Here is a 12,356-nt window from a genome sequence, read left to right as displayed (position 1 = left end):
CGGCGTTCAATCATAGGACAAGAACCTACCGCACTGGCGATAGGTTCTCGTATTTAGCGAATTGTTATTAAGGCTACTGTGGAATATAAGGCAACAAATACGGAAGACCACTGCCTTCGTTAATGTTCCAGTACGCCCACTCGTTATCGGCATCGATGGACCATCCATTGTCCGAGTACGTCGCACGCTTCCATGCGTCTACTTGCGACAGATCGGCACCGTTACTATTCCGATTTGCTTCGTCTCCGGTGTATGTTCCCAAAGCGTAGTTGCCTTCGAAAGTCGTCTGACTCGTCGTGCCGAGGATCCGGCCCACATGGGCATCGGTTGCAGTTGCGGCTATCGCTGAACTGAACACATAGTTATGATTGATCGTAACCGTATCGCTATCGGTAAATCCAACCAACCCGCCAACGTAATCGAATCCCGTTACTTTGCCGGAAGCGTACGAATATTGTACCACCGATTGGTTGGTACCCGTTAAGCCGCCGACATTCGTATTGCCGGTTACGTCTCCGGTAGCATAACTGTTGCTGATCGATGAATCATTGAACCCGACCAATCCGCCTGCGTTGTCTCCCGTTCCGTTAACGGCGCCGATCGCATAACTTTGCATGACGGTGTTCGAGTTCTTCCCGATCAATCCGCCTACATTAGTTTGCCCGATTACCGCACCGGAAGCGTGGCTGCCTGCGACCATCCCGTTGTTCTCTCCGACGAACCCGCCAACCCCAAACTCTCCCTTAACGTTACCCGCGGTATAACTATTCGTAATATATGCATAATTATCGCCGAGAAAACCGCCAACCCCAAACTCTCCCGTAACATTGCCCGTGGCATAACTATCCGTAATATAGACATAATTATCGCCGACAAGGCCTCCAACACTCTCTATTCCATTTACCGTGCCGGAAGCATGGCTATTGCTGATCATCCCATCGTCCGCACATCCGATTAGGCCGCCAACGTAATCCACGCCGATAACGCTTCCTGTTGCGTAGCTTGTATTAATGCTGCCTGTCGTATAACCTGCAAGGCCGCCGACATAGCTGTCCGTACTTGTAACGTTACCGGTAGCAAAGCTGTTCTCTATGGCGCCGTACACGTCACCGGCCAAGCCGCCGGCATCGCTAGCGCTATGCACTTCGACATTCGTGCTGCTGTTTAGGATATTTCCGGAGCTCTCGCCCACAAGGCCGCCGACAAAAGCGTACCCCGTTCCTTTGACGCTCCCCGAAACCGAGCTGAGTTGAATATTGCCGCCATTGCTGTAGCCGACTAAGCCTCCGACTGTTCCATAATTATTCTCGTCCCAATTGCTCTCGACGTTTGCTGCCGTTAAACGTAAATCGTACAAAAGTGCATTTCCGCCGGTTTGTCCGAATAATCCGACATGCCGATCGGAACTCACGATTTTCAAGTTCTTAATCACGAAACCATTTCCGATGAAATCGCCGTTGAAAACAAGTTCATCCTCGTTACCCAGAGGAGCCAATCCATTAGCATGATCTTTGTTATATTCGGCAAAATCGATGTCCGCGGTCAAAATATAATCGGAATCGAAATCCGCCAAGTCGACGAGGTCATTTACGCTATTGATTTTATTCATATCAACCGGCATCTCGACGATCTCCATGGTCGCCGAAGCATTGGACACATTACCTGCCGCATCCACCGCGTAGACGACGTAATCGTTCGCTTCGGTCTCGGCATTCGTTACGATTCTGGATTCCTTATTCGCAGTCGCCGGCGCCTTCAAGCCTTTGCCCGCGGTAACGGCCGCCTCCAACTTCACGTTCGTCGTCGCTTCCGACCCGTCGAAATCTTCAGCCGGCACGAGATACAACGTCGCCGCTTCGTTGCTCGTCACCCAGATCGCGCCGCCGACTGCGATCGTTTGGGCAATGCTAGCGATGACGGGAGGCGTCGTGTCAGGCGTGGGAATAGATCCGCCGCCTCCGCCGCCGATTACGGGCGGAGTGATCGTCGGAGCTTGAACTCCGTCCGCCGTCTTCACGTTCGTCGGCGCCGTCTCGAAGCTCACGCCGCTAATATTAACGATCGCGTTCGCGATCTTGCCCGCGCCGATCACTTTTGCGACCGCGTTCAGTACGGCTTGTCCAACTGTTACCGTGTCGCCCAGATCAAGCAACGTATTCGAATCGATCGTAATGTTCGCAATGTTGGATCCGCCTCTGACGACGATCCGGATTTTACCCGTTTTCTTGTTTACCGTAGCGTTCACGAATACGGTATCGTCCACATGGATACTATTCTCGCCGCCGCCGTTAATTACCGCGTCGCCCTTCACGGTAACGCCTTTCAAGAACACGTCGCCTTCGCCGACGGACTCCGCGATCGTCAGCTTGCCGGCGATCGTCACATTCTGCAGCGTCACGCCCGCCGCCGTAATGACGACGTCGCCCGCGACCGCTTGCTTGCCTTCAGTCGGACCGTACGTACCCGCCTTGTCGATCGTCCACGCCTCGGCCGGTTTAGGTGCCGTTTGATCCTTCAGAACGCGATCGAGCACGACGATCGCTTCCGCCCGCGTAATCGACTTGCTTGCGCCGAACGTACCGTCCGCATAGCCTTTCACGTAGCCCTTAAGCGCGACCGCTCCGACCGCAGCCTTCGCCCATGCCGGAATGGCATCCTTAAACGCCGACGCGCCCGCTACGTTACCTTCCAGCTTGGCGATCTTCGTCAGAACGACCGCCGCCTCCGCGCGGCTGATCGGCTGCTCCGGCTTCATCGTCCCGTCTTGGAAACCTCCGATGTAACCCGCGGCGACCGCTTTCTTCACGACGCCTTCCGCCCAAGATCCAGCTTTCACGTCGGAGAAGCTAACATTCTTCTCCTCCGTATAGCCGAAGCCCCCGTTCACGAGCGCCATGAATTCGACGCGCGTAACCGCGCCGTTCGGCTTGAACGTACCGTCGGAATAACCTTTGACTAGACCCTTGTCCGCCCACTCTTGAATTTGCTTGCTTGCCCAATTCGTCGCGCTTACGTCGCTGAAAGCAGCCGCGTTCGCAACCGTTCCGATCAATAATGCGATAACAAGCAACAGGCTCGTCACCGTTTTTCTTAAATGTCTCATACCGTTCCTCTTTTCTTCTCATTTACTCGATTGGCGTTCATCTCCTCCACTATAAAGAGTTGGCATCATTCGACATAGTGAGCGTTGTCATCACTTCTGTCATATGACAATATTGAATTATTTGTAAAATAATAGGGGCGTATGGCGATTCAAAAAACCCGTATGCATAAGATGAGTAACGAGGATATGATAATAGTGGAAACAGCTTCGTTGGCGGAAGTATCGACAGAGAGGATTGTTGCTCGTGTATTGGTTCATTCCGATCCTTATTGTCCTCGTATTCATTGCCATCGCGGGCTCGAGCTTGTACTTCTATCACATCGCGGTCGCCCGATCCGACAAAAGCTTCTTAAGCCGCAATCCCGATCTCGAGATAGATCCGGGCGGCGATCAAGGGAACGCAAGCGAGAGCCCCTTCGCTGCCAATGAAGCATGGTGGAACAGGCAAGTTTTCGCGGACTGGAGCATCCGATCCGATGAAGGTTTCACGCTGCGCGCTTACTACTTGACTGCCGATCGACCGACGAACAAAACCGCCATACTCGCGCACGGATACTCCGGGCAAGCCAATCAAATGGCCAGCTTGGTCGAAGTGTACCAACAATCCCTCGGTTATAACGTGCTGATCCCGGATGCCCGCGGACATGGCCGAAGCGACGGAACATATATCGGATTCGGTTGGCCGGAGCGCAAGGACTACGTGAAATGGATCGACGAGGTTATCCGGCGAACGGGCGACGAAACGCAAATCGTTCTCCATGGCGTATCCATGGGAGCGGCGACGGTCATGATGGCCAGCGGCGAAAGACTTCCTTCGAACGTCAAAGCCGTCGTGGAGGATTGCGGGTATACCTCCGTCAAGGATCAGCTCGCCTATCAGCTCAATCGGATGTATCGCATGCCGGCATTTCCGATGATTCCGGCGACCAGCCTGCTCACGAAGCTCCGGGCAGGGTACTCCTTCCAAGAAGCCTCGGCGCTTGCCCAAGTCAAAAAATCGAACATACCTACGCTCTTCATCCACGGCGACGCCGATACGTTCGTTCCGACCCGAATGGTCCATGAATTGTATGCGAGCAGCCCCGCGGACAAAAAGTTGTTCGTCGTGCACGGCGCGGGACACGGCCTCGCCAGATTTAACGATCCGGCCGCTTACGACCGCGAAGTCGCCCAATTCATCGGCCATTATGTGAAGTAAACATACAATCGCCCTCTACTTGGACGGTAGAGGGCGATTATTTATATCTTCTTCACGAACTCCGACTTCAATTTCATGGCGCCAAAACCATCGATCTTGCAATCGATATCGTGATCTTCGTCGACCAACCTTATATTTTTGACTTTCGTGCCGACCTTCACGACGGACGAGCTGCCTTTAACCTTAAGGTCTTTAATGACGGTGACGGAATCCCCGTCGTTGAGTACGTTTCCGTTCGCGTCTTTGTAAATTTTCGTATCCTCGCCGTTTGCGGCGGCTTCCGATTCCGGATGCCACTCGTGGCCGCATTCCGGACAGACGAATTGGCTTCCGTCTTCGTAAGTGTATTCAGAGTTGCACTTCGGACAATTAGGTAAACTAGACATGACTTCGTATCCTCCATCATTGGACAAAATTCATCTCTCATTCTATAATACTTTGTCATATTAAAGCGAGTAGCAGAGGATAGGGGTTGTTTACGATCTGGCGTAAAATCTCGGGCGTGAAATCCCAAGCGGTGAAATTGTTTCAATTGGAAGGCTGGCCTACGCTAATTCTCATTAACGTCCTTATCGGGATATCCGTTTCGTTCGTCATGCCCTTCAATTCGCTCTTCGGGATCGATGAAGTCGGCATGAGCAATATGGCTTTCGGTATTTTCATGACCATCTCGGCGATCGCCAACGTCATTATTTCCACTTATATCGGCAAAATATCGGACGGACGGATGGACCGCAGAACGGTTATGATCCTCTGCGCGATCGCCGGCGCGATCGGATATGCTTGCTATGCCTATTCAAGGAACTATTACGTGCTTCTCGTCATTTCTTCGTTGGTATTGGGAATTGCATCCTCGTCTTCCTCCCAGATGTTCGCTTATGCCAGGGAGATGTTTACCAAGTCCGATTTGCCTCCCAAGGAAGCACCGTTCTATATGAATTTGTTCCGTACGTTTTTCGCGCTGGCTTGGACGGTCGGACCCGCGATCGCCGCTTATGTCATGATCTACTTGGGATTCACGGGGCTATTCCTGCTCTCCGCGGCCATGTACGTCATCGTCGTGCTCGTTCTTCTCTTCTTCATGAAGGGCACGCCCGAAAGAGTCCAGAACGCGCAACTCGCCTCGACCCAGCCGCAGATTTCATTAGGAAAAGTCATTATGCGTCCGTTCATTCTCGGTAACCTGATCGCTTTTTCGTTCGTGTCGGCGGCCTTTACGGTCAGTTCGATGAACATGTCCCAATTTTTGACCAAGGTTCTTCATACCGGACAAGAACAGATCGGAATCGTGTTCAGCATTCCGCCAATATTCGAAATTCCCTTCATGCTGTTCTTCGGCGTATTGGCTACGAGGATAGACAACCGGATCTTGATTCGACTGGGCGTATTGTTCGCCTTCGCCTTCTTCGCGTCGCTATTCTTCGTTCAGAACGTCTGGCAGGTGTACCTCGTCCAAATTCTCAGCGCGGCCGCCATATCCATTACTAACGGCATCGCTATTACTTACTTCCAGAACTTCATTCCGAACATGCCGGGGGTTGCCACCTCGCTCTATATGAACACTTCCAAGATCGGGCAGACGTTCGCGTTCCTCGTCTTCGGATTCGCCTCCGAATGGTTCGGATATCGTAACGTATATCTGGTTTGTACGTTATTCGTAGGGATTGGCTTGGTCTTATTGTTCTCATTGGGCAAAAAAAACCCGTCCGATGCGGCATTGGCAACCGGAACCTAAAACTCTCTCTTACGGCGCCGGCTGCCGGAAAAAATAACCGTTTCTCTCGATACGGCAGAGTCGATAACGTTAATGTTTACGGTTGGATTCAAGGATCAAGAGGAAATTGTACTTGTCCGCATGCTTCTGTTCATCGGTCAGAATCTCGAATACCATATCTCGGTGATAACGGTCGGGCAGTCCCGCGCGGATGTCCCGGTACCTCTCCACGGCGCCCAATTCCCCGAACAAGGCCTTTTGCAAGCCGGCGGCGTATGACTGAGGCTTATTGAAAGCCGTGTCCTGCGGCGCCGTGATTTCCTGCCCCGTTATATCTCGGTAAATCTGCCGGAACATTCGATTATGCTTGCGTTCATCGTCCCGTATGGAGACGATAATCTCCTGCTCTTCCTTCGTTGGGGCAACGGATATCAAGTAATCGTAGAACAGTTCGTCCTCACGTTCTCCTTGGACAGCCTTCTTGATACCTGCCAGGGCCTCCCGCAACGACTTATAAGCCGCCGGATGACGCCAGAAACCGTATGCGGGCGTATAATAGTAATCGATCATTGTAACCCTCCATTATGATGAATCATATATATAGGCATCATATGTGGGCGTCAAGCGAACGTGCGCAGCCGCTCTCCAGTCGATCCGATTACCGTTCTTTTCCGGCGGGCTGCTTAGCTTGTACCGCCGATCTTTCGAAAACCCACACGAGCCCCCCGACCGCGAGAGCCGAGATGACGGCCATGATTGCCGATCCTCCGGCATGCAGAAGCAACACCGGAACCCAGATAATCCCGAGAGAACGATGAACCGCTCGCATCCATTTGTTGCGAACCTTGTTGATGGAGTATCCGTACCCGGCAAGCGCCAATAATATTGCCAAGCCTGCCAGCCCCGTATAGATCTTCTCGTCATGGAGCTTCACGATCAAGAAATAAATGCCGTGAACGACGATCAGAACGAGGGTTGTCCATCCCAAGAACTTATGGATGGAATGCAGCAACTTCCCGACATAACGTACCGCCGGGGAAGGGGATTTCAGCTTCTTCTTAAACCAGAACCACGAGAAACCCGCAGCCCCTAGAAACAATGAAATCGTACCTAAAGTCGTGAAATAACCTCCCGCCCCATCGTTCCCGCCTTGCGGAGGGCGACCCGTCCCGCCTCCCTCCGGCGGACGAGGACGAAGCTCCTGTCCGCCGTGCGACAACGTCAAATAATAGGAATACGCAACGAGAAGCACGGCTACGGTAGCCACGACTATTGCCGGAATCCATATTTTCTTGTTTCTGCTCATTTTTAAGCTCCTTTGGCCATCAGCGGCGATAACTTATTCCTAGTATAGACGGAACATATTTAAATTTAATTAACTCGGCTTCGGACTCGCCAGAAAATAAAAAAGATCGCCCTCCGGCTTGCAATGCTCGCAAGTCGAGGGCGATCTTCTATATGAATGCTCGTTTTCATTAGGCTTAGGTTAGACCACTTGAAAGACCGGATTCACGGGAATAAAAAATACAGGGACGTCGGGGAGCATGCCCCTAAGTCGATCGGCGAATAGCTTCATTCCCGGCTGCTCGCTCTCCAAATGACCGAGAACGAGAAGCGCTTTGCCCTGTCCCATTCCGACGGCATCTCTCACGTATTCCGGAGTTTCCCACTCCGGTCCTTCTCCGTACAAGATTAAGTCCAGCTTATGTTTCTCGAATAAGGGAATCGCAAGATCTCCGCCTCCCCGGCAACCCGCAAGCAATCCGACTCGCTCGCAGGCCGTCGTCAGATCGCCCACGGTCCTAAGGCATCCGATTCCGAGGCTTTGCTTCACATGCGCCGCGATCTCCCCCGCCGTGCTCCGAGGAAGATGAACGATCGAAGCGGCCGAGAGATGTTCGTTAACGAATGACTCCCAACCCAACTGACGGATTAATCCCTCCATAATGCCGTCCGGTCGATAACGATGGACGCCATCGTGAAAACGATACACAGCGAGATCGCGCTCTTCGATAAACCGTTTCTTGGCAGCATATACGGGCTCCTCCACGAGAATCGGCGTGGAGTGGCGATGCCTGTAGAATAACCCTTCATGGGAAATGATCAGATTCGCCCCCAGACGGGACGCCTGCTCCAGCGCTTGCTGCGTCGCCATGAACGTGACGGCGATACCCCTGACGACGGCATGGGGGTCTCCGTGGATCAATTGGTCAACGCTATCCGGCACCGTTGTTTCGACAGGCGCCGTCAGCATATCTATGACATCCTGAACGAGGATTGGCATGCGGCCCTATACCCCCGAGTACGCCATAAAGCCGCCGTCCACCGGAACCGTTATGCCGGTGACGAATCCGGATACGGAATCGTCCGCCAGCCACACGAGCGTGCCAAGAAGATCCTCAGGTTTGCCGAATCTTCTCATCGGCGTATGCGCGATGATTTTGCCCGACCGTTCCGTCAGCTCGCCGTCTTCGCGAATCAACAGCTTGCGATTCTGATCCGTCAGGAAAAATCCGGGCGCGATCGCATTTACCCGGATGCCCGCATCCGCCATATGAACCGCCAGCCACTGCGTGAAGTTATCGATCGCGGCTTTGGCTGCGCTATACGCCGGCACCTTAGTCATCGGAGACGGCGCGCTCATCGAGGATAGATTAATAATAGACGCTCCCGGACGATGAATCATTCGCTTCGCGAACACCTGCGAAGGAAGCAACGTTCCCATGAAATTCAAGTCGAACACGTAGCCGAAGCCTTCCATCGTCAAGTCGAAGAAAGTACGGAGCTCCGCGTTGTCTAAATCCTCCGCTTTGAACGTTTCGTTCGTCGTCGTGCCGTCCGGGTGGTTGCCTCCCGCCCCGTTCACGAGAAGATCGCAGGCTCCGAGCCGTTCATGAACGAGCTCGGACGCCGCGTTCACGCTTGCGACATCTAGCACGTTGCACACGACGGATATCGCTTCGCCGCCTTCCCGCCGGATGGCCTCCGCAACGACCCGACCCTTGTCTTCCGTCCGGTTCAGGATCGCCACCTTCATCCCCTGACGCCCTAGCTCCATGGCCATCGCGGAGCAGAGGACGCCGCTGCCGCCGGTCACGACGGCAACCTTGCCCCTTAAGTTGTCGTGCGTAGGAATACTCATTCCGCTACCCCCTTGCGGCTCGTACCCATAGAATCCCAGACACCCCATAAATACATGATGCCTAGCGCTCTGTCGTACAACCCGTAACCGGGTCTGCACTTCTCGTCCCAAATATGCCGTCCATGGTCCGGCCTGGCATAGCCGGTAAATCCGGTTTCATGAAGAGCTTGCACGAAACCCGCGATATTCACGGTACCGTCCGAGGTTCGGTGAGAGGTTTCGATAAAATCTCCATTGTCGAAGACGCGAACGTTCCGAATGTGAGCGAAAGGAATGCGACCCGCGAACTCCCGAGCCATAGCTGGAATATCGTTGGCCGGATTCGCGCCGAGAGAGCCGCTGCAAAGCGTCACTCCATTGCTTGGACTGTCGACCAGCCGGAGAAGTCGGCGGATGTTGTCCTGCCCCGTAATGATTCTCGGCAATCCGAAGATCGGCCAAGGCGGATCGTCCGGATGAATCGCCATCTGAATGCCGTTCCGTTCCGCAACTGGGATAATCGCTTCCAAGAAGTATTGAAGGTTGCGCCATAGCCCTTCCTCTGACACCTGTTTGTAGGCTTCGAATAGCGGCGACAACTTCTTTAGCCTTTCCGGTTCCCATCCCGGCATCGTAAAGTCGACGTCGTTCGCGATCCGACGAACGAGTTCTTCAGGATCCATGCTTTCTACTTTGGCTTTCTCATAGAAAAGAGCCGTAGAACCGTCGGGAAGTTCCTTGAACAAGTCGGTTCGAATCCAATCGAATACCGGCATAAAGTTATAACAGATCGTTTTCACTCCGACCGTCGCGAGCTTCTCGATCGTTTTCTTGTAGTTATCGATGTAGACGTCCCTCGATGGCAAACCCAGCTTGATGTCCTCGTGGACGTTTACGCTTTCGACGACTTCCAGATGCAGACCGTACGCGTCCGCTTCCTCTTTGTAAGCGAGTATTTTGTCCATCGGCCACTCGTCTCCGACGGGTACATCGTGAAGCGCCCACACGATTCCTTCCACGCCGGGAATTTGTTTGATCTGCTTCAAGGTGACCGTATCGTTCCCCGTCCCGTACCATCGGAACACCATTTTCATGCGAAATCCGACCTTTCGTTCCCCGAGTTAATAAATCAAGCGACCGAGTTCGTCCGCTATGCCCGATTTGCGATAAAAATACGTATTGACGAGATCGCGCCATTCTCCCGCATGCTCGGCCTGATGGACGAGGCGTTCCCGCGTTTCCCGGTAAGTCTGGCCGTCGATCTTCTCCGCTATCGAATCCCATTGCGCGATCAAATTCGCCGCCCGCTCCGCTCCGCCGAAATGAGTATCGTAAATATGCTGGATAACCGTCTTCCCGCTCTTCAGCATATGCGTATACGGAACGTGGTGGAAAAACAAGAGCAGCTCATCCGGGCAGCTTTCGGGCGATTCGTAGGTTGCCGCTACCGGATAGTGGTATTGCCCTGCATAACCGGTACCTGAACGAATCGAACGGTCAACCCCTAAGCCATGGCAATCGGCGTAATGATACGTGCCCCATTTGGAATACTCGTACCCGTCCACGTTCGGGCCGTAATGGTGTCCAGGGTTAACCATCCAACCGACTCCAAGCGGCGCCGTATAATCTTCGTATATCCCATACGAGCTCATCAACATCTCGAGAATAACGGATTCCAGCCCTGGCTCCTGCCCGAACGTCATCCGAATCCATTCAAGCGCGATCTGCTCCGAGCTTAAACCCGCATCCCAAGCCAGACGCGAGTACCCGTACCAATTGGCTTGAGCGAGAACGTGTCCGGTCCAGTTCGCGTCATCCCCGATATTCGTCACCGCCGCGATGCCGCCGCGTTTCCTTCCGAACAGCCTGCCGCTTGCCGTCTCCGCGACGGTCGATCCCTGTCCCCGGGCATGCGTATCGAAATCGAATACTTCCTTCCATTGCGGAACCAAATAACAAAGATGCCTCTGCTGCCCCGTATATTCCTGGGTAATCTGAAGCTCCAACAATTGATTGGTGCGCTTCAAACCCCCGAACAACGGGGAAACCGGCTCGCGAACTTGAAAATCCATCGGCCCGTTTTTGATCTGCAGCAGCACGTTATCGCGGAACTGGCCGTCGAGCGGCGTAAAATGATCATAGGCGGCGCGTGCCCGATCCGTCTTGCGATCTCTCCAATCCTGCAAACAGTTATAAACGAAACAACGCCAGATGACCTCCCCGCCGAACGGTTCCAAAGCATCGGCGATCATATTCGCGCCGTCCGCATGATTGCGTCCGTACGTAAAAGGCCCCGGCCGGAACTCCGAATCTGCTTTTACGACGAAACCTCCGAAATCCGGAACGTAGCGGTAAATGTCCCTTGCCGCTCTCATCCACCACTCGGACACTTCCGGAGCCAACGGGTCCGCCGTGTCCAGTCCGCCGATCTCGATCGGACTCGCAAAGTTGACGCTCAAATAAAGACGAATCCCATAATCGCCGAAAATGTCCGCTACGATCGCCACTTCGGGCAGGAACTGTTTCGTGATGAGCTTCGACTCTTGTTGGTGCACGTTCACGTTATTGATCGATACCGCGTTGATTGCCCCGGATGCTAGTAGCCGCGCATAATCCCGAATGCGGCCTTTATCCCCGACGAACTCCCCGTCACGGTAAAAAATGCTATTCCCCGCGTATCCGCGCTCGATGGAGCCATCCATGTTATCCCAATGGTTGATCATCCGCAGGCCGTTGCCGGGAACTTGCCGAACCCGAAGCCCCTCGATGCTTTCCCCGGTTTGAAGCAAACGGATAAAATGGAAAACGGCGTACAGTACGCCTTTGTCCGTAGCCGCGGCAAGATAGAGGCGATCGTTGTCCATTGCGCGAATCACGTAACCTTCATCGCCCAATTCATCGATTACGTATTCCCGCGCCAGCTCATCGAATACTGGCGAACTACCGAACGTTCCTGCTACGATCCCCGAGTCGCTTACGGGAAATGAACCGGATTCCGGCGCTTTTCCAAGCATCGACGTCAGAGCGAGCGACAGCTCACGTCGCGCCGACTGCATGACAGCCGATTCCCCGATTACGGTAATTTGCGCACAACTCTCCACATACGAATTCCGCAATCTATCCTCCTCAATGTACTTGTAGTTCAACCAGCAGTCGTAGCCGTTATCAATAGATTGTGTATTCATCGTTGTCCCTCTCACCTTTCACTATGAAATAACGA

General features: G+C 53.5%; 10 protein-coding genes. 2 read left to right on the top strand and 8 right to left on the bottom strand.

Going from position 1 to position 12,356, the window contains the following annotated elements; genetic code table 11:
- Positions 1–73: 73 nt before the first annotated feature.
- Complete coding sequence (locus D7Z26_RS17655; RefSeq protein WP_120978303.1) at positions 74–3,103, bottom strand: S-layer homology domain-containing protein; 3,030 nt, start codon at positions 3,101–3,103, stop codon at positions 74–76.
- Positions 3,104–3,347: 244 nt separating this feature from the next.
- Here D7Z26_RS17655 and D7Z26_RS17650 point away from each other — a divergent pair, with 244 nt between their 5' ends.
- The gene (locus tag D7Z26_RS17650; RefSeq protein WP_233567010.1) at positions 3,348–4,301 is read left to right on the top strand and encodes an alpha/beta hydrolase; all 954 of its coding nucleotides are present in this window, start codon (positions 3,348–3,350) and stop codon (positions 4,299–4,301) included.
- 41 nt (positions 4,302–4,342) lie between these two features.
- Here the strand turns inward: D7Z26_RS17650 and D7Z26_RS17645 are convergent, their stop codons facing one another.
- A complete protein-coding gene (locus D7Z26_RS17645; protein WP_120978302.1) occupies positions 4,343–4,687 on the bottom strand; it encodes a zinc ribbon domain-containing protein YjdM in 345 nt (114 codons plus the stop codon).
- Positions 4,688–4,773: 86 nt separating this feature from the next.
- Here D7Z26_RS17645 and D7Z26_RS17640 point away from each other — a divergent pair, with 86 nt between their 5' ends.
- Positions 4,774–6,036 carry a sugar efflux transporter gene (locus D7Z26_RS17640; RefSeq protein ID WP_120978301.1) on the top strand — a complete coding sequence of 421 codons (1,263 nt, stop codon included), beginning with the start codon at positions 4,774–4,776 and terminating at the stop codon, positions 6,034–6,036.
- 69 nt (positions 6,037–6,105) lie between these two features.
- On the opposite strand, the gene D7Z26_RS17635 is transcribed toward D7Z26_RS17640, so the two are convergent.
- From D7Z26_RS17635 to D7Z26_RS17610, 6 genes are all read right to left on the bottom strand, one after another.
- Positions 6,106–6,585, bottom strand: coding sequence for a ferritin-like domain-containing protein (locus D7Z26_RS17635; RefSeq protein ID WP_120978300.1), 480 nt, complete (start codon positions 6,583–6,585; stop codon positions 6,106–6,108).
- An 88-nt stretch (positions 6,586–6,673) separates the two neighbouring features.
- Positions 6,674–7,321 (bottom strand): hypothetical protein, encoded by a 648-nt coding sequence (locus D7Z26_RS17630; protein WP_120978299.1) that lies wholly within the window; start codon positions 7,319–7,321, stop codon positions 6,674–6,676.
- Between the two features lie 180 nt (positions 7,322–7,501).
- Positions 7,502–8,299, bottom strand: coding sequence for a Nif3-like dinuclear metal center hexameric protein (locus D7Z26_RS17625; protein ID WP_120978298.1), 798 nt, complete (start codon positions 8,297–8,299; stop codon positions 7,502–7,504).
- Between the two features lie 6 nt (positions 8,300–8,305).
- On the bottom strand, positions 8,306–9,157 hold the full coding sequence (locus tag D7Z26_RS17620; RefSeq protein ID WP_120978297.1) for an SDR family oxidoreductase: 852 nt from the start codon (positions 9,155–9,157) through the stop codon (positions 8,306–8,308).
- A complete protein-coding gene (gene uxuA / locus D7Z26_RS17615; protein ID WP_120978296.1) occupies positions 9,154–10,230 on the bottom strand; it encodes a mannonate dehydratase in 1,077 nt (358 codons plus the stop codon). The genes D7Z26_RS17620 and uxuA overlap by 4 nt, the downstream gene beginning before the upstream one ends.
- Positions 10,231–10,257: 27 nt before the next feature.
- Entirely contained in the window at positions 10,258–12,321 is a 2,064-nt protein-coding gene (locus D7Z26_RS17610; RefSeq protein ID WP_120978295.1) for an alpha-glucuronidase family glycosyl hydrolase, read from the bottom strand.
- Positions 12,322–12,356: the final 35 nt, after the last annotated feature.

The sequence above is a fragment of the Cohnella endophytica genome (assembly GCF_003628305.1).
GTDB classification, from domain to species: Bacteria; Bacillota; Bacilli; order Paenibacillales; family Paenibacillaceae; genus Cohnella; species Cohnella endophytica.
Note: the sequence above shows the minus strand (reverse complement) of the source record. Positions and strands in the feature narration are given on the sequence as shown.

Bases quoted from the DNA above. Each gene is read 5' to 3' on its own strand.
- D7Z26_RS17655 (WP_120978303.1), bottom strand. From the start codon at position 3,103: ATGAGACATTTAAGAAAAACGGTGACGAGCCTGTTGCTTGTTATCGCA.
- D7Z26_RS17645 (WP_120978302.1), bottom strand. From the start codon at position 4,687: ATGTCTAGTTTACCTAATTGTCCGAAGTGCAACTCTGAATACACTTAC.
- D7Z26_RS17635 (WP_120978300.1), bottom strand. From the start codon at position 6,585: ATGATCGATTACTATTATACGCCCGCATACGGTTTCTGGCGTCATCCG.
- D7Z26_RS17630 (WP_120978299.1), bottom strand. From the start codon at position 7,321: ATGAGCAGAAACAAGAAAATATGGATTCCGGCAATAGTCGTGGCTACC.
- D7Z26_RS17625 (WP_120978298.1), bottom strand. From the start codon at position 8,299: ATGCCAATCCTCGTTCAGGATGTCATAGATATGCTGACGGCGCCTGTC.
- D7Z26_RS17620 (WP_120978297.1), bottom strand. From the start codon at position 9,157: ATGAGTATTCCTACGCACGACAACTTAAGGGGCAAGGTTGCCGTCGTG.
- uxuA (WP_120978296.1), bottom strand. From the start codon at position 10,230: ATGAAAATGGTGTTCCGATGGTACGGGACGGGGAACGATACGGTCACC.
- D7Z26_RS17610 (WP_120978295.1), bottom strand. From the start codon at position 12,321: ATGAATACACAATCTATTGATAACGGCTACGACTGCTGGTTGAACTAC.